This window comes from Blautia hansenii DSM 20583 (assembly GCF_002222595.2).
GTDB lineage: Bacteria > Bacillota > Clostridia > Lachnospirales > Lachnospiraceae > Blautia > Blautia hansenii.
Genome location: NZ_CP022413.2, coordinates 88547 through 106105, shown reverse-complemented (window position 1 = coordinate 106105; position 17559 = coordinate 88547). Strand labels below are relative to the sequence as shown.

The following is a 17559-nucleotide window of genomic DNA, read 5'->3' as shown; positions in this document are numbered from 1 at the left end:
AATATTCACAATAAATATGAAAAAATAAAGAAGACGAAAGAAATGGATGCTTTCGTCTTCTTACTCTTCCTTTTTATTTTTTCTCTCTCAAATATTTCCCCGCATCTTTTATAAAACTGACTGCAATCATCACAATGACAATCGCTATAGGAAACGCTGCTACAATACTGACAGACTGCAGATTGCTCATAGAGCTTTCCGAAAATACCAGTCCAATAGGAAGTACAATCAACAAGATACACCACATTAACTGTATCAGCTTATTTGGACTCTCATTTTCTCCCAGTTTTCTATAACTATAGCAAGAAGCTGTCAGTGCAATAGAGTCAAAAGAAGTTGCATAAAATGCAATCATCGTAATCAATAATAACACTAAAATCAACGGTGCACATGGCAGTGTCTTAATTACAGAAATAATCATTCCATATACATCTCCGTCAGCCTGATACTGTGCAATAAAATCTGCTGCACCGGATGTCTGCAGTCCCATAGAATAATTTCCTAAAACCACAAAACTTACCAGTGTAGAACCCACTCCAAATCCATATCCGCCTAAAATTGTCTGGCGAATGGTTCTTCCTCTGGAAATACTTCCGATAAAGAATGGAGCTGCAACACACCAAACCATCCAATAAGCCCAGTAATAAATCGTCCAATTCTGAGGGAAAGAAGATGTTCTCAGAGGATCTGTAAAGGTAGAAAGCTCCACAAATTCTCCGATCATCTTTCCAAAAGAAGCAAATCCTGATTCAATAATGTATTTTGTCTCTCCTCCGAATAAAAGAACAAACACCAATAACCCAAAGAACAGATAAATACACGCTTTTGCCAGAAAACTAATCCCCTTAAATCCGTGTAAAAGAGAATAGGTGTAAACAAGGCAAGTTAAAAGCAGAATAATAATCGTAATTACTGTACGACTGATTTCAACGTGGAACAGCTCGCTTACCACTTCTGCCATCAAAGGAGTTGCAACGCTAAAGGTTGTTGCTGTTCCTGCCAGCAGAGCAAACACTGCTAATAAGTCAATTATTTTTCCTGCTAATCCGTCTGTATGTTTACCCAATAAAGGACGGCATGCTTCGGAATATTTCTGACGTTCTCTTTTTCTTACGTGGAGCATAAACCCAAATGCAGCTGCCAAAACAAGGTAAAATCCCCATGGAATAAAGCTCCAGTGGAACATAGGGAACACTCCTGCCCATTCCTGTATACTTCCTAGCTCTGCAATGTGGGGATCTGATGCATACATAACCCATTCTGAGAAAGAATAAAACAAAATATCTGCTGCAAGTCCACAGGTAAACATCATACTGCCCCATGCAAAAAAGGAATACTTTGGTTTCTCATCTTTGCCACCTAACACAATATCTCCATACTTTGACATTGCTATATAAATGGAAAGCAAAAATACACCAAGTCCGATTACCAGATAATAAGTTCCAAATGTATCACCAAAGAAAAAACGAATTTGGCTCAATATTGCATTAGACTGCTCCGGCATAAAGAAAAATAACACACTAAGGGCAACTACAATTCCAAGAGGAACCAGAGTAATGGTCCAATCAATCTGTTTTTTACTGTCTTTCTGCATCTGAATTTCCTCCTAAATATTTCTCGTAACTGCTATCTAACTGGGCAAGTTCTGATAAATTATCCACCTCTATGATGTCGCCTGCCTGCATTTTACGAATTCCCAACCGGTATTCCTGTGGATGACAGAACATTGCCACATCGTCCCAGTAAATCTGGCGATTTTCTTTCTCCTCAAATTCTTCTTCCAGATGCTTTCTCAGCTTCTTTCCATCTTCTGCATTCCAACGAGAAATGCTAAAGAGCTGCCAACCTGATTTTCCACCGGTTCTGCTGCAAGATTTCACAATTCCATTCTCCACCGTCATCAGCCATTCATCGGTTTCCTCATCTGTCCAGACTGCATTGTAACCGGAACGCTCAAACTCCGGTGCCAAAATAGAAGGGTTGTAAATAATCTGGTCTCCGTCCAAAATAATCACATCTTCCAGATAATCCCTTGCCACATACAGAGAAGAAATGTTGTTATAAATATCATAATAAGGATTTTCAATCAGTTTTACTTGTGGATATTCCTGCTCTAAAACCGCAAATTTCTCTTTTAAATATCCCACAACCACATAGATTTCTGATATTCCATTTTCTAAAAGTCCCTGTATAACGGTATCAATCATTCGTACTCCGTTTACCTTTACAAGAGGTTTTGGTGTTTCCAATGTCACCGGCTGCATTCTCTTTCCAATCCCTGCCGCCATAATAATTGCACGCTTTACTTTATACATTTTCTTCTTTTCCTTCCCTGCTAAGCTCTTCCTTCACAATCTTATAGTAATCCTTTGCATATCGGTATTGTCTCAGAGAATATTCTCCAAATTCCACACCACAGATACTCTTATATTCACACCAGTTGCTCCATAAAAATCCGCATACCGCAATGTAAGCATAAATTTTTATCCTAATCGCTCTTTCACAAGCATTATCAAAATAAGCATCAATTAATTTCTCTACATGCTCTCTGTCATACATGGCATAAATCGCAAACATTGCAATATCCACGTGTACATCCTGCATTCCTGCATATTCCCAGTCAATCAAACGAATTTCATCCCCTGTAAAAAGGAAATTATCCGGAACTGCATCAATATGAGTAAGTGCTATATTCTTAGGAGCTTTATCAATATAGGTTTTCAGCTCATATACCTTTCTTTTTGTTTCCTCATAATCACGATACATGGATTTTGTTCCATTTCGCAGTGATTCGTAATATTCTATCTGACCAAACAAATCAAATTCATGATTTACCTGCAGCTTACATTCATGAAATCCACGAAGCTTTTTCATACATTTCTGCACATCTTCTTCTGCATAAGGATCACATACCCTGGCATTATCTAAAAATTTAGTAATTTTATATCCTGTCTCAGGAGACATATAACAAACCGGATCACAGATATTCTGACCTTCCAATGCCTGATAGACATTATATTCATTCTTACGGTTAATCATCTTATCTGTTCCCTCTCCCGGAACACGCATAATATAACGCTCTCCTCGGCAACTAAATTCAAAAGAACGATTTGTCATTCCTTTTTTCAAAGCTTTTATCTCTACAATTTCCTTTGTATCACAGGAAAGCACTTTCGAAATCAAAGAAATAATATCTGAATTTAGCTGATTAGAATCTTCATCTAATTCCCTTAATTCCTCTAACGTATTAATTTCATATACCAGATTTTGAGAAACTTCACGAGGCTTTAAAATCATCTTGCCATTCTTCATTGCAGCTTCTTCCCAGAATGCATAAGAATATTCCCTTTCTTTTGAAAGACGTAAAATATTCTCTTTTAAAACCTCTGCCTCTTCCTTCAAAATATAAGAAATACCAAACATCTGATTTCCCAGTTCATTCTTCTTAGTCTCCACAATCTCTTTCTTGCGGTTAATCCTTACATTGCTCTCCTCAACCTCTCTGTTGCTAAGCATATACCAGGAATACCATTCCCTCTCTGAAAAAGGATTTTCAAAGCACCATAAATCACAAGGCAAAATATAAGTATTTCCAACTTTATCCATAACACATTTTAAAGAATAGAGATTATTCTTCGTCATATAATCCTTGTTATATATCAGATTTACATGATACTTATCAATTAAATAATCATATTGTTCCTTCATAAATCCTACAACAATATCAATTTTAAAAATCCCTGCTTCCTGTAACTGCTTAATCAGCCTTTCAATCAACGGCTCGTCCTTAATCTCCAAAATCCCTTTTGGAACTTCCACATTAATGGGAACCATCCTCATTCCAAATCCTGCGGCAAGAATAATTGCATTGTTCGGCTTCTTATCTTCTAATTCTTCATATACCTTTGGGGTACACTGCATTTTCTCATCTAAATAACCTAATTCTGTCAGTTTCTTCAAAGAACTGTTTACCTTGCCCAAAGAATATCCTGTTATCTCTGATAAAATTCTCTGGTTCACATAGTCCTGTTTCATGATGCAGTTCATTAAATCATATTCTTGAATGTTCATGTTCTTTCTCCTTTTAATTTTTATGAACATAATAGTATCATAACACCTTTGGGAAAAAGACGCAAGAAGTATTTTATTATTTTATATAGACAAAAAGCTGCTGCTTTATGATTTTTAATAATCAAAGCAACAGCTCTTGAAATCGAAAATATTTCTAAATAATGTTTTATATCATAATATTTCTAAATTCATCTGTATCAAAGAAATCTTTTAGTGAAACATTCAATCCTTCACAAATTTTAGCGATTGCAAATATCCCCGGATTTTTCACCGAACCATCTGCCATCTGTAATACTGTTTCAATAGGAACTTCAGACTTAGATGATAATTCCTCATATGTAAGTTTCTTTTCCTTGCACAATTCATTTACACGTTCTGCTAATAGCTTTCGTGCATCCTTCCTAGATAACACCTCCGTTTTTATATCATTCCCCTAACACACCTAAACATATAAAATGAGATAAAATATATGTATAAAGTCCGAACCAGGCCTCTCCAATGGAAACTATAAACTGCTTTCTCGGAGTTGCCTGGTTCATAAATAAACCTGCTAAGCACTACTTTTATTCTTCTGTAATTCCTTCTTTTACCTGGTTCATCTTTTCAATGGCTGTATTCACTGTATTCATATCCGGAATCATAACATAGGCCGCCATACTCATTGAATATGGTACTTTCGTTGCACCACTACCATCTACACTGTAGCTTTCTACAGACCATTCTCCGCCCTCACTCAACTGCTGGCGGATAAGACCGGCAATGACATCGTATGGAATATTTGTCTCAAAACTTCCCACAAGACTTTCCATAGTCTGTGAAAAATTCTTCAAAATAGCCGGGCTCATAGCTTTCTTAATTACTCCTTCGATAACATGCAGTTGGTTCTTACCACGCTGTCTGTCACCTTCTGAAAACGCATATCTTTCACGGGCAAATGCCAATGCCTGTGCGCCATTCACCTGATTTTCACCCTTTACATATGAATATCCATCTACATTCTCTGAATCAAAGGTATAATCTGATACAATAGTAATACCACCAAGTGAATCAATAATTTTTTCAAATCCTCCAAAATTTACACGGAAGTAGTAATCAATATCTGTCTGATACAACATTGCTAGTGTATCTTTGCTGACATCGATTCCATAAATTCCTGCATGTGTCAACTTATCAGGAACCCCCTTAGAAATTGACAATGGTACAAAATAATCTCGTGGAGTAGAAACTAACAGCACTTGATGTGTCTCTGTATTCACGGTAGCTACAATATTAACATCACTGCGGCTGTTTGCTACAAGACCTTCGCGAGAATCAATTCCACTAATATAGACAGAAAATGTCTTTGGAATTTCTGAGCTTGCCACTGGTTCCTCCACGGAGTCTACCTTTTTCTCAATTTCTTCCACATGAACCTGCTTCATCTGAGCCTTCACAGTTTCATAATCTTCCCTGCTCTCAAGTAAGCTCATAAATCCTGTGTTCAGGATAATAGCATCAACTTCTTTTTCTTTCTCCAAACCATCTACTAACGCAGATACATCTGTATAGTTTTTTGTCTCAATATTTCCGATGACTTCACTCATCTGTTCCATGGCTGTATCTGTATTCTCTCTATCTAATGCCTCTAATACACCATATGTGTATCCCTTTGTATCTTCCAGAGTTTCCGCCTTGTCTGACTCACGAACATATACTGCAATTCCGGTTTTTTCCACTGCTGGTTTTGTAATATCAGATAATGTATCAATACCCTTCTTCAAATATCCACCGCCAACAATATAGCAGATTGTAATTAATACAATCAGTACAATACCTATTACAAAACGAACCTTATTCTTAAAATTCATTGTAAGTAAATATACAATAACTGTAAGTACAAGTATTCCTACACCAATCAGTAAAAATAACTTATTGGGAATCATCTTCGTTGAAAATAAAAATATCATAAATATGGCGGATATAATTACCTCTAACAACACAGCTATAATTCCCGGTATTCTCTTTTTCTTCATCTCTTGTCCTTTCTATTAAACTAATAACATAAGTTCCTATAATCAATTTTTAATTTTAGCACTTGACATTTCCAAATGCAATAGAAATTATCATATAAACAAACTCCCGTTGTAAGCGCAAAATACTTCAACGGATTGTGTTGCCCTAAAAATGAATCCATAATAATCATTAGAAAATGCAAGCATTTCACTTCATCTTCTCTTGCTAGAAATGATAGATGCGAGCATTTTACTCTATCCGATTTATGGAGGTGTGCTCATGAGAATCAAAAGAATACCTGCCGAAGAACAATACCGTCTCATCATGGAATGCCGTCAAAGTGGATTGACAGATCATCAATGGTGTGTGGAACACGACATCAAACCGGGAACTTTTTACAACTGGGTAAAAAGGCTGCGTCAGAAAGGTTGTGTGGATTTGCCAGCGTCAACCGGACGCAGCTATCGTGCACCGGAAAGCCAGGAAGTTGTCAGAGTGGATTTTCATGATACTGACCCGCCCCCATATGAACAGCCATTCAATGTGATTCCGGTAGCTACGGAAAGAAATAACCTTTCCGTAGCAGAGCCAATGAAGCTGTCTGTAGGAAGTTTTCATCTAACAATACCAAATGGAATAGATCCTCAGTTTCTGGCTCAAATGCTCCGCATTGTGAAGGAGTTGGAATGTTAGGGGATATCACAGCCGCCGATGAAATCTATATCGTAACAGGCAGAACGGATATGCGGAAATCCATTGACGGGCTGTGTGCTATTGTAGAAGAACAACTCCATATGGATCCAAGGCGAAGCGCCCTGTATCTTTTCTGTGGAAAACGTTGTGACAGGATCAAAGCTTTGCTCTGGGAGTCTGACGGATTTGTGCTGCTGTATAAACGCATGGAAGTCCAGGGCAGGTTCCGCTGGCCCAGAAATCAGCTGGAAGTAAAGCAACTGACCTGGCAGCAATTCGACTGGCTCATGTCCGGTCTTGAAATCGAACAGCCAAAGGCATTCAAACCTACGCAATGATCGTGTAAAAACTCTATGCCAACCAACAAAAATGGAGAGCTTTCCACACTCTGTATCATGTCTGCAATCCCTTGTAAATACTGGGTTTTCTGCTTCTTTTTCATTGCTTTTTATGGTATAATAAGAGCAATGAAAAAGGAGCAGAAGACATATGGCCGGTAATTCAAAAGATTCAAAAATCCTTGCGTACAAGGACATGATCAACCAACTGAATAAGACGATTTCCGCACAGACAGAATTGATCCAGTCTTTACAAAAAACATTGGAAGCAGACCGTCTGGAAAAAGAAAACCTTCGTCAGCAGATTGAATATCTGTAAACGCAAAATAGCGAGTACCTGTTCAAAATCATCCGATGTGAGATAATAGACTCATCACTACAAAGTCCAAATAGTTTAGTACTCAACTTTTTTGACTTTGCTACAGGAGGTGAGTTATGAAATCTCATACAAGTTTAGTTGCACAGCAAACCCGTCTGAGCGAATGGGCTGACATGGTCAGGGACTGCCAAAACCGTCCGCAAGGAATGAAAATCGATGAATGGTGTCAACTACACGACATTACAAAAGCAAGTTATTACTGGAGACTCCGGAAAGTTCGTGAGGCTTATCTGAAAACAGCGGATCATACACAAACATTTGTAGAAGTTCCCTCTTCTGCAATCCAGCCGGTAAATATGGCAGCGGAGTATAAAATCATTGCCTTGATTAGAGGCAGAAACAACCTCACTCTGGAAATTACCGAACAGGCATCTGATTCATTTTTAAAAACACTTTTGGGAGTGCTCGGCAATGCTCAATGATGGCTCCGGGTTCAAAAAAGTATATCTGGCGACTGGATTTACGGATCTGCGCAGAGGGATCGATGGCTTGGCCAGAATCATACGTTTTCAGTTCCAGCTTGATCCTTACGATAAGAATACATTATTTTTATTTTGCGGCAAACGTACAGATCGGATAAAAGGGCTTATCTGGGAGGGCGATGGATTTCTACTTCTGTACAAGCGGATTGAAAACGGAAACTTCCGCTGGCCCCGTACACAAGAAGAAGCACTGGAAATTAGTGCAGACCAGTATCAAATGTTAATGCAAGGTCTGGAAATCGTTGCCAGACATCCCATAGAAGAAATCTCCTGTCCAGAATTCTCCTTGTGATTTGTGCAAAACGTAGAAAATAAAATTGCTTTCATCCATGATAAATCACCCTGTGCAATATAAAATTTAAAGTTATTCACATCCTGAAAGTTTTCTGTGAGTTTCTATATACTCCTGATTCCAAAACTTTTCAGATTGTGGATAACAGTCATAAATATCTGAAATTCAGGCTTTTATTTTCAGGTATTCATGACTGTTATCCACTGTCAAAATGACGAAGGTGACAGAATTCAAAAATAGCCAAAAACCGTTGGTTCTGCTATAATAGCACTCAGGAAAGTGAGGTTTGGTTATGGCAGTTAAGTATACGGAGGAACAATTAAATAGTGTTGATAAGTCGTTTCTTATCCAGCTTCTTTTACAACAGCAGGAACAATTGGAAGCCATAACAAAGGAGCTTCACGCATCGAATGAAAAAATGCAGCTTCTGATGGAACAGGTAATCCTTGGTAAGCAGAACCGTTTTGGAAGGTCATCTGAAAAAATGGAAGATACCAGCCAGATCTGTTTTCAAGAAGTAGACGGCACTATTGTTTTTTTCAATGAAGCGGAAGCTGTCTACGATCTCAATGAAAAAGAACCTGATGAGCTGGAACTCAAATCTCCAAAACAGCCAAAGCGTAAGGGAAAGAAAGAATCAGATCTTTCCGGACTTACGGTCAGACGGATTGACCATTATCTGTCAGAGGAGGAATTGGAAATAGAATTCGGTGTCAATGGGTGGAAACAGTTACCGGATGCCATTTCCAAAAAATATCATTTTGTACCTGCGAGGGTAGAGGTAGAAGAACATCACATCGGTGTGTATGCCAGCAAAACAGATGAGCACATGGTCAAAGCAGACCATCCAAAAGCATTACTGCATGGAAGTTTGGTATCACCATCTCTTGGAGCTGCGATCATCAATGGAAAGTATGTGAATGCAGTTCCTCTCTATCGGTTAGAGCAGGAATTCCAGCGTTATGGCCTGCAGATCACAAGGCAGAACATGGCAAACTGGTGCATACGTTTGGCAGAGGAATATCTCTCGATCCTTTATGATCATCTTCATGAAGAATTGTATTTCTATCATGTGATCCAGGCAGACGAGACGCCGTTGCTTGTAAACCATGACGGACGCAAAGCCGGAAGCAAAAGCTGGATGTGGGTATACCGTTCTGGTCATCTGTATCAAGACCGGCAGATTGTCCTGTATGAATACCAGCAGACAAGAAATGCATCCCATCCACGGGAATTCCTGAAAGGATACGATGGCATCTGTGTAACAGATGGTTATCAGGTCTACCATACTTTAGAAAAAGAATTGGAAGAACTGACCATTGCTGGATGCTGGGTGCACTGTCGCCGCAGATTTGATGAAGCTTTGAAGCTGATTCCCAAACCATCCCAAAAGGAATCCAATGCATTTCTGCTGATGAAACAGATTCAGGCAATCTATCGGGAAGAAGGGAAATTGAATGACCTTTCTTCTGATGAACGACTGAAACAGCGACAGGCGGTTATCAAACCTCTTGTGGATGCTTTTTTTGCGTACCTGAAAACCATAAATGTGTCCAAAAAGGACAAATTTGGTGATGCCGTTAGATATGCACGAAATCAGGAAAAATATCTCCGGGTATTTCTTACAGACGGAGATGTTCCGATTGATAATAATGCATCCGAAAGGGCAATCCGAGGTTTTTGTATTGGAAAGAAGAATTGGCAGATGATCGATACGATTCATGGAGCCAAATCTTCCGCAATTATTTACAGTATTGTAGAAACTGCAAAAGCCAATAATCTGAAACCTTTTGATTATGTGCAGCATCTCTTGGAAGAGATTCCGAAACACATGAATGATAAGGACTGTTCTTTTCTGGAAGATCTTCTGCCCTGGTCAGAAAAACTTCCGGCAGGGATTCGCAAAGCTTAAATATCGGTGGCTGCAAAGCAGCCGCCTAAAAATGTCAAGGTACTCGCTATTTTGCGTTTACGAATATCTCACGAAGAAACTCTTTGGTACTTCCAGTGAAAAACGGAAAGATATCGATGGTCAGCTGAATCTTTTTGATGAAGCCGAGCAGGAGGCAGATCTGACATGGAAACAGGAACTTCCTGATGACATCACTGTTCCGGAACATAAGAGAAAATCACGACGGACACATACGGATCTCTTTAAAAATGTTCCTTCCTGCGATGAGATCATTTCTCTTCCGGAGGAGGAGCGAAACTGTCCAACCTGCGGAACACAGATGGAATGTATTGGGAAAGAATTCGTCCGCCATGAATTCCGGTTTACCCCTGCCAAAGGGAAAGTAGTAAATATCTATCGTGAAACCTATAAATGCCCGGAGTGTGCCATATCAGAGGAACACCCGGATGATCAGACATTTGTCAAAGCGCCTGTTCAGGAACCATTGATCCCAGAAAGTTATGCATCGGAATCCGTTGTAGGATGGGCAATGCACCAGAAGTACCAGAATGGTCTGCCATTAAACCGGCAGGAATCGGAATGGAAGCAGCTGGGTGTCCCATTAAGCCGGGCTACGCTTGCTAACTGGATCATTTACTGTGCCGAGAATTACCTCTGTCATGTTTATGATTATTTTCACCGTCAGTTACGGATGCGTAAATATCTGATGGCAGATGAAACCCGGGTTCAGGTACTGAATGAGCCGGAGCGCAATCCTGAAACAGATTCCTGGATGTGGCTCTTCCGCAGTGGAGAAGATGGGCTTGCGCCGATCCTGCTCTATCATTACACAGAGACAAGGGCAAAGTTCCATGCAGCATCTTTCCTGCAGGGGTTCCGTGGATATCTGGAGACCGATGGATACCAGGGTTATAACGATCTGCCGGATATCAAACGCTGCTCTTGCTGGGCACATGTGAGACGTTATTTCACAGATGCCATACCGAAAGGGAAAGAGTATGATTACAGCCTTCCGGCGGTGCAGGGAGTACAATTCTGCTCCAAGCTGTTTGATTGTGAGCGGTACTCAAAAGCAAAAAATCATACTGCGGAGCAGAGAAAACAGTTCCGTCTTGAAAAGGAGAAGCCGATACTGGAGGCATTCTGGAATTGGCTGGATCAACAGCGTCCAAATAAGGGAACCCGTTTGGCGAAAGCGGTGAACTATGCCCAAAATCGGAAAGACACCCTGATGACCTATCTGGAAGACGGTCATTGCAGTTTATCCAATAATCTTAGCGAGAATGCAATCAGACCATTCACTGTTGGCCGGAAGAACTGGCTGTTCAGTGCCAGTCCGAAGGGAGCGGCCTCTAGCGCTATTGTGTATACAATGGTTGAGATGGCAAAAGCGAATGACCTGAATACCTACAAATATCTGACATACCTCTTATCACAGCGGCCAGACGCTAAAATGTCAGATGAACAGCTGGAACAGCTTGCCCCATGGAGCGAGACTGCGAAAGCGAACTGTCAAAACTAAACATAGAGTAAAACGCTTGCATCTATCATTTTGGTGCAAGCGTGATTCATGGGCAGCGTAGCAATATTTTGCGCTTACCATAAATCAAATAGAGTAAAATGCTTATTTACATACATTAGTTTTGCTGCTTCTCCCATACATCGTACGTTTTACCATTTTTAATTTTCTATTTCTTTCCTCAACAAAACCATTTGAGAGTTCACTGACAGCAGAATTTTCTTTTCGTATACTTCACGGAATTCTCAAACACAACGCATCAACTCTATGAGTTTAGGATATTTCTGTAGAATATATACTCTATGATTTGCACTAAGTTCCACTCCAATGATACTTCCACATGGGATTTTGGCTGTGCTACATATCGTTTGGTTAATAATAGGATAATGCTGTCGCCACTAAATTTCAGATTATTTATATTATTTAAACAATTGATTAGAATACCAATCATCAAATCTAATGCAAAACTCATTTATTTTTTTATTCTTATCAAACAATTTACCAACTGTGTTTTTTCTCAATAAATCGATTACAATACATACTGCAAATACAGATATTGTAACAATAATATGTATTATAAAAAAACAAAATGAGTTATTATACCACCAATCCATGTGGAATACTCCATCCCATAAAAAAGATTTCATTCCATCTCCTCTTAATAGAAAATTTTCATGAATAATGTAAACACCGAATGTGGAACCACCAATAATATTAATTACCTTATAATAAGAAAACTTTAAATTTTTAAAATAGTAAAAAATACATACAGAAATTATAACCATTAAAAGAGTTCTCCCTCTTAATGCAAGAAATAATTTCATAAATAAGTCTGTTCCATTTTTACCCAGTATTGAATCCGGCAATACTATTTTAACTAATAAAAGGATACTTACAATTAGTGCCATTCCGGCAAATCCCAGTTTATTATATTTTTCAAAAAAATTATCCTTATTTCTTTTTAAGTACGCAACAAGGTAAAAAATATAACAAAAATCAGCCAACGTATCTCCTACATTGGTTGAAAAATAATTATATACAGGTATAATCATTGTTAAAACTATACATATATTCCTTAGTGCTATATTACTTAACCCTGCAATACTTTTTTGTAACAATGGCACTATCAAATAAAACACAAGAAATGTTGTTATAAACCAATATTGTTTAACAGCGGGTGTCAATAGTTCCTTCACTATTAATTTGAAATTTAACATTTCCGGCTTAAAAAACAGAAATACAACTATTAAAACTACACACGTACTCCATGTTTGAAATACTAAACTTAAAATTTTTTTGCTCTTAATTCCCTGTCTATCAACAAGAAACCAAGAACTAATAATAACAAAAAGTAAAACCCCTAATTGCCCCCAAATTCCTATAATTACTGTAGTAACAAAATTAAAAGAAAAGGGGACTTTGAGTGCAGTCCACCCCCCCCCCTCTACCCCTCTTTCTACAATATGTTGTGCTACAATCAGAAGCATTGCAACAATCCTTAGCATTTCAAGATTAGACTCTCTTTTCTTTGAACACTCCAATGATTTTCCTCCTGTAATAGTCGTTACTTAATTATCTTTACATTTTTCTTGTTATTGAAACTATCCATCACCTGTGAAATTTTCTCTGTTACTTGTTGTTCTATATTAGATAAGTTTTTTGCTTTGTTTATTGAACGAACAAACGCTACTATTTCGTTACGTATCCCTTCACCATCTAATTGATAAAAATATCTCTTATTATTTACAGGATTTTCATATCTAATTTCAAAGTAATCTGTTTTCCACCAAGGTGCGGGAACATAAGCATATCCTTTAGTTCCTGATATTATTAATTCCCCTTCCGATTTAACTCCTGTTCCTACTTTTATTGAAGCAACTGCACTATCGTAAATAAAATTAATTTTTGTAAATAAATCATAATTCTGTTCATCATCTAAATATTGAGAAATAATTTCAAATTCTCTGTATTCTGTTCCTAACAATTGGAATATCGGAAGCATCGCTGTTGGTCCCCATGCAGTAATACTGTTCCAACCTTTTTTCAAATCTTTACTTACATCCACTTCTCGCAAACTTGTACAGGTTGCATCTATCGAAACTACATTTCCTATTTTACCCCCTTTTATCAGAAGCAATAATCTTGAAAAAGCAGTCGAATACGCAGTTTTTAACGCCTCCATTAAAACTAACTTTTTCTCATTCGCAATTCTAAATAATTCTTGGCATTCTTCTCTATTAAGAGCTATAGGAGATTCACATAAAACGTTTTTTCCTTGTTTCAAAGCTTCTTTTACTTGTTCATAATGTGCTGTTGGATATGAATGAATAAACACTGCATCTACCTTTTCAAGTAATTCACTATAATCATCTGTAAGCAATGGTAACTGTTTCATATCACCTTCCATATTACTTAAATTATCTGAACAAATCCCTTCTATGTGAGCACCATTGACATATTCACATTCATGTAAAATTTTATTAAGAAATCCTGAAGTTCCAACTAAGCCTATAGATATAGAACGTTTCTCAGATCGTATTTCAGAACTTGAAACCCCTTCTGTACGTTCCAAGTAAATAACTTCACAATATTCTTTTAAATAGTCAAAACACCCAACCCAATCTGAGCCAACTGTGAAAATATCCACATCATATTTCTTTATATCATCAATTTTCTGACCTTCATACTCTTCCACAATAATTTCATCTGCTAAACCTGTATTTCTAACAGCTTCAATTCTTTCAATTAGCGATTGTTGTACATTAATCTTTCCCCTTGTCTTATCAAAATCATCTGCTGTTACCCCAACAATAAGATAATCACCCAGTTTTTTTGCTCTCTCAAGTAATTTTATATGCCCATAGTGCAAAAGGTCGTAGGTTCCATATGTTATTACCTTAACCATTTTTACCTCTCCAATCTTTAGTTACATTTTTAACCTTTTTATTTATCTAACTCATATAATGCCTTCAAAAATTGTTTCATATATTTTTCTTCGCCTGTTGTAACACGTAAACAATTTCCTAAACTTCCAATCCCAGAATAAGTCTTAATTAAAATTCTCTTTTCTAATTTCATTCTTTTAACTAGGTTTTCTGCATCTGTCTTAGGTTTTATAAAGATAAAATTGCCTTCTTTTGCATTAAACTCATAATTATGTTTCTGTAACGAAGAAATCAAATATGCTTTACCTTCTTTTTGAAGTTTTATTAAATCATCTAACATTCCGTCTTTTTCTATAATTGCTTTTGCAAATTTCATTGCAAATGCATTTACATTATGAGGTGTACATAATTTTTGAACCATCTTTATTCCTTCTGGCCATCCCACTACATATCCCAGCCTACATCCAGCAAGTGAAAATAACTTAGAAAATGTTCTTGTGACAAAAATATGTTCTTCTTTTAATGCATACTCAACAAAGGTCTTTGGATAAAAATATAAATAAGCCTCATCAATAACCACTGTAATTTCATTCTCTTTAGCCTTGCAAATGACCCTTTTCATTTCTTCCTCTGTATAAGCGTTTCCCATAGGATTATTGGGATTAAGCAAAATTAATAATTCTATTTCTGGATTCAATTTTTCAATAATATTAGATACTGGCATCTCTAAATTTTCTGTATATGGAACTGGTATAAAATTTCTATCGTACATTTTTGAATATACTTCAAACATTGCATATGTTGGTGTAACCCCTACAATCTTACCCTTAGGAGAAGAAAATGCCTCTATTATGTATCGAATTCCTTCTGAAGATCCATTCACCAAACAAATATGTTCTATATCTGTTCCTACAAATTGAGCTAACATTTCTGTAAATTCTAAAGTTTCTGGATATTGAGAAACAAATTCAGGAGTAATTTCACTTAGTACCTCTTCTATAAATTTCTGAGGTAATCCTCCCGGATTTTCATTTAAATCCAGTCTTAAAAAACCTTCTCTTTTATTCTGGTCAAATACTCTATCTAAATCTTCAACATTTTTATTCAAATAGTACATCTATATTCTTCCTCTCTAATGATAAAATTTAATTATATCTTCTATGGTATTAATTCCATATAACCCTGGAACCCCTGTTTCCTTTATTTCTGTTGTATACGATCCATCATTATTAAAATATCTATGATTAGTTTTTTCTTCATAAAATCTTAAAAGCATATCTATAACTGGAGTTTTCACATCTACAATACGCGCAAAATCTTTAATAACGCATACACCAAAAGGAAAATCCTCCACAAACATACGGGATGTAAAATCAGGAACAAATCCGTCCTCAACCTCTTTAAGTGGAACCATAACAGCTTTAAAAGGTTCTATACTTTTTAGTTTCAATGTCATATCCTGTGGTGTCCGCGATTCGTAATATATAGATAATGGTACTACTTCTTCTAAATCTAATGGTTCTAATTTATTACAAATTTCTTGTAATTCTGCATCATATTCAAAAAGAAGCTCTGATGTAAAATCATTCCACTCTTCATAAAAGCTTAACTGTTCTTTAAACACATCGCCTTCTTTATAGTTTCTAAAAACATTATATAGTCCTGATATATGTAATAAAGGATTTGAAGGAGCTAAAGTAATCGCAAGATATTCTTTTAATGCTTCACAAGGTATATCTAATAATCCTTCAATAATATTCGAAATCTCTTGCGTCTTATTATAAGGAATAGCTGCTGCATATAATTTTTTCTTTTTTGACAATATCCCTGCAATGATTTCATCATTTGTTTCATTTACTCTTGCTACATATGGAACTCTTTGCAATCCAAAAATAGTAACTCCTCTTTCGCGCATTTTTTTACAACAAAATTCAGCACCACCATATCCTGGTATAAATCCTAACATAGCTGTCGGAGAAATAATATCTTCTATTTGTTCTATGAATTTTTTTCTTAAAAAAGCTGGATATGTACAAAAAACAATATCCGTACTTTGGAAAGCTTCTTTTATCGAATTAGTAGTATGTATTCCTTTAATCTCAGTACATTTTTTTTCTTCTATCTCGTGTAAAACCAATTTTTCACGTCTATAAATATCTTTATTCGTAAACAATATAATATTATGCTCTGTATTGACCGAAAAATATCCAGCCATTGCAAGCCCCATGTTGCCGGCACCAACTATTGTAATATTCATAATTTAATCCCCTTTCCCTTTAAAGTTAGTAATCTTTCAAAACATTTCTAAACATCCATATTGATTCGGGATTTTTTTACAGCAAGGTCCTGAATAACTAACCCAATCAGGATTTGGGATTTTCCAGTCTTCACCATATAAACATGCTAAATATTCTTCCGCATTTTCTGGAATGCTCCACGTTATATCATTATATTTTACTAGCTTCATTTTATTTAATACACACACATCAAATCTCACAGTCTCAAATATATTTGGAGAATCATATATTGTATCTTTTTCTCTTGTAAATGAATAAAATATACTACCATTGTCCTTTATGTAATGTCCAAAAAAGTCTATAAGAACTCCTTTTTTTTCATAGGTCTGCTCGACCACTTTATTCTCATAAATAAATTGTCGTACTTTTCTAATGCCCTTTTTATTTAACAATTCTTCTAGCTTATCCCAATTGAACTTTTCATCTATAATTACCCCATAGTCCATATCATTATCCCATGATAATAATCCTTGATTTCTAACTATTCCAAGTAAAGTTCCCATATCAACAAAATAGCGAGCTTCGCTTTTTGATAATATATCAAAAATTTCTTGTGTTATACCCGCCCCTTCCATTTTTAATGCTTCTTTTTTTCTCTTTTCCATATCAATAACCTTTCTGTTTCCAATTAACTTTCCATAAAGATAGTCAACACATGGAATATGTTTTATTTGCATTTTTAATTTATAAAAATTCATA

General features: G+C 36.6%; 16 protein-coding genes and 1 pseudogene. 7 read left to right on the top strand and 10 right to left on the bottom strand.

Translation table 11 applies throughout. From position 1 onward, the window contains the following. Window positions 1-73: 73 nt before the first annotated feature. From CGC63_RS00555 to CGC63_RS00535, 5 genes are all read right to left on the bottom strand, one after another. Window positions 74-1594 (bottom strand): BCCT family transporter, encoded by a 1521-nt coding sequence (locus CGC63_RS00555; RefSeq protein WP_003023167.1) that lies wholly within the window; start codon window positions 1592-1594, stop codon window positions 74-76. Then, window positions 1578-2315, bottom strand: coding sequence for an NTP transferase domain-containing protein (locus tag CGC63_RS00550; RefSeq protein ID WP_003023168.1), 738 nt, complete (start codon window positions 2313-2315; stop codon window positions 1578-1580). Before CGC63_RS00550 ends, CGC63_RS00555 begins: the two co-directional genes overlap by 17 nt. After that, window positions 2308-4071, bottom strand: a complete 1764-nt coding sequence (locus CGC63_RS00545; protein ID WP_040351254.1) for a phosphotransferase — start codon at window positions 4069-4071, stop codon at window positions 2308-2310. Before CGC63_RS00545 ends, CGC63_RS00550 begins: the two co-directional genes overlap by 8 nt. 166 nt (window positions 4072-4237) lie before the next feature. Continuing rightward, window positions 4238-4483, bottom strand: a complete 246-nt coding sequence (locus tag CGC63_RS00540) for a helix-turn-helix domain-containing protein (RefSeq protein ID WP_003023170.1) — start codon at window positions 4481-4483, stop codon at window positions 4238-4240. Window positions 4484-4634: 151 nt separating this feature from the next. After that, window positions 4635-6083, bottom strand: coding sequence for an LCP family protein (locus CGC63_RS00535; RefSeq protein WP_003023171.1), 1449 nt, complete (start codon window positions 6081-6083; stop codon window positions 4635-4637). A gap of 259 nt (window positions 6084-6342) precedes the next feature. Here CGC63_RS00535 and tnpA point away from each other — a divergent pair, with 259 nt between their 5' ends. The 7 genes and pseudogenes from tnpA to tnpC (CGC63_RS00505) all read left to right on the top strand — a co-directional run bounded on the left by tnpA (window position 6343) and on the right by tnpC (CGC63_RS00505) (window position 11681). After that, entirely contained in the window at window positions 6343-6756 is a 414-nt protein-coding gene (tnpA, locus tag CGC63_RS00530; protein ID WP_040351255.1) for an IS66 family insertion sequence element accessory protein TnpA, read from the top strand. Further along, window positions 6750-7094: an IS66 family insertion sequence element accessory protein TnpB gene (gene tnpB / locus CGC63_RS00525; protein ID WP_003023173.1), complete on the top strand. Its 345-nt coding sequence runs from the start codon at window positions 6750-6752 to the stop codon at window positions 7092-7094. The genes tnpA and tnpB (CGC63_RS00525) overlap by 7 nt, the downstream gene beginning before the upstream one ends. Before the next feature lie 151 nt (window positions 7095-7245). Then, window positions 7246-7410: pseudogene (locus CGC63_RS15230) on the top strand (IS66 family transposase); the annotation flags it as partial. A 119-nt stretch (window positions 7411-7529) separates the two neighbouring features. Then, window positions 7530-7895, top strand: coding sequence for a hypothetical protein (locus CGC63_RS00520; protein WP_003023175.1), 366 nt, complete (start codon window positions 7530-7532; stop codon window positions 7893-7895). Continuing rightward, complete coding sequence (gene tnpB, locus CGC63_RS00515; RefSeq protein ID WP_009247574.1) at window positions 7885-8247, top strand: IS66 family insertion sequence element accessory protein TnpB; 363 nt, start codon at window positions 7885-7887, stop codon at window positions 8245-8247. The genes CGC63_RS00520 and tnpB (CGC63_RS00515) overlap by 11 nt, the downstream gene beginning before the upstream one ends. A 292-nt stretch (window positions 8248-8539) precedes the next feature. After that, window positions 8540-10159: an IS66 family transposase gene (gene tnpC, locus CGC63_RS00510; protein WP_089438656.1), complete on the top strand. Its 1620-nt coding sequence runs from the start codon at window positions 8540-8542 to the stop codon at window positions 10157-10159. Next, on the top strand, window positions 10083-11681 hold the full coding sequence (gene tnpC, locus CGC63_RS00505) for an IS66 family transposase (protein ID WP_003023092.1): 1599 nt from the start codon (window positions 10083-10085) through the stop codon (window positions 11679-11681). Before tnpC (CGC63_RS00510) ends, tnpC (CGC63_RS00505) begins: the two co-directional genes overlap by 77 nt. Before the next feature lie 416 nt (window positions 11682-12097). Here tnpC (CGC63_RS00505) and CGC63_RS00495 read toward each other — a convergent pair whose 3' ends face one another. The 5 genes from CGC63_RS00495 to CGC63_RS00475 are packed head-to-tail and all read right to left on the bottom strand — an operon-like array spanning window position 12098 to window position 17558. Then, the gene (locus tag CGC63_RS00495) at window positions 12098-13219 is read right to left on the bottom strand and encodes an acyltransferase family protein (protein ID WP_040351219.1); all 1122 of its coding nucleotides are present in this window, start codon (window positions 13217-13219) and stop codon (window positions 12098-12100) included. A 23-nt stretch (window positions 13220-13242) separates the two neighbouring features. Then, window positions 13243-14583 carry a Gfo/Idh/MocA family oxidoreductase gene (locus CGC63_RS00490; protein WP_003023094.1) on the bottom strand — a complete coding sequence of 447 codons (1341 nt, stop codon included), beginning with the start codon at window positions 14581-14583 and terminating at the stop codon, window positions 13243-13245. Between the two features lie 38 nt (window positions 14584-14621). Continuing rightward, the gene (locus tag CGC63_RS00485) at window positions 14622-15680 is read right to left on the bottom strand and encodes a pyridoxal phosphate-dependent aminotransferase (RefSeq protein ID WP_003023095.1); all 1059 of its coding nucleotides are present in this window, start codon (window positions 15678-15680) and stop codon (window positions 14622-14624) included. A gap of 15 nt (window positions 15681-15695) precedes the next feature. After that, entirely contained in the window at window positions 15696-16820 is a 1125-nt protein-coding gene (locus CGC63_RS00480; RefSeq protein WP_003023096.1) for an NAD/NADP-dependent octopine/nopaline dehydrogenase family protein, read from the bottom strand. Between the two features lie 36 nt (window positions 16821-16856). After that, window positions 16857-17558: a LicD family protein gene (locus CGC63_RS00475; protein WP_003023097.1), complete on the bottom strand. Its 702-nt coding sequence runs from the start codon at window positions 17556-17558 to the stop codon at window positions 16857-16859. Between the last annotated feature and the right edge of the window lies 1 nt (window position 17559).

Bases quoted from the DNA above. Each gene is read 5' to 3' on its own strand.
- tnpB (WP_003023173.1), top strand. From the start codon at position 6,750: ATGTTAGGGGATATCACAGCCGCCGATGAAATCTATATCGTAACAGGC.
- tnpC (WP_003023092.1), top strand. From the start codon at position 10,083: ATGATAAGGACTGTTCTTTTCTGGAAGATCTTCTGCCCTGGTCAGAAA.
- CGC63_RS00475 (WP_003023097.1), bottom strand. From the start codon at position 17,558: ATGAATTTTTATAAATTAAAAATGCAAATAAAACATATTCCATGTGTT.
- CGC63_RS00555 (WP_003023167.1), bottom strand. From the start codon at position 1,594: ATGCAGAAAGACAGTAAAAAACAGATTGATTGGACCATTACTCTGGTT.
- tnpB (WP_009247574.1), top strand. From the start codon at position 7,885: ATGCTCAATGATGGCTCCGGGTTCAAAAAAGTATATCTGGCGACTGGA.
- tnpA (WP_040351255.1), top strand. From the start codon at position 6,343: ATGAGAATCAAAAGAATACCTGCCGAAGAACAATACCGTCTCATCATG.
- CGC63_RS00490 (WP_003023094.1), bottom strand. From the start codon at position 14,583: ATGGTTAAGGTAATAACATATGGAACCTACGACCTTTTGCACTATGGG.
- CGC63_RS00550 (WP_003023168.1), bottom strand. From the start codon at position 2,315: ATGTATAAAGTAAAGCGTGCAATTATTATGGCGGCAGGGATTGGAAAG.
- CGC63_RS00485 (WP_003023095.1), bottom strand. From the start codon at position 15,680: ATGTACTATTTGAATAAAAATGTTGAAGATTTAGATAGAGTATTTGAC.
- tnpC (WP_089438656.1), top strand. From the start codon at position 8,540: ATGGCAGTTAAGTATACGGAGGAACAATTAAATAGTGTTGATAAGTCG.
- CGC63_RS00520 (WP_003023175.1), top strand. From the start codon at position 7,530: ATGAAATCTCATACAAGTTTAGTTGCACAGCAAACCCGTCTGAGCGAA.
- CGC63_RS00535 (WP_003023171.1), bottom strand. From the start codon at position 6,083: ATGAAGAAAAAGAGAATACCGGGAATTATAGCTGTGTTGTTAGAGGTA.
- CGC63_RS00480 (WP_003023096.1), bottom strand. From the start codon at position 16,820: ATGAATATTACAATAGTTGGTGCCGGCAACATGGGGCTTGCAATGGCT.
- CGC63_RS00545 (WP_040351254.1), bottom strand. From the start codon at position 4,071: ATGAACATTCAAGAATATGATTTAATGAACTGCATCATGAAACAGGAC.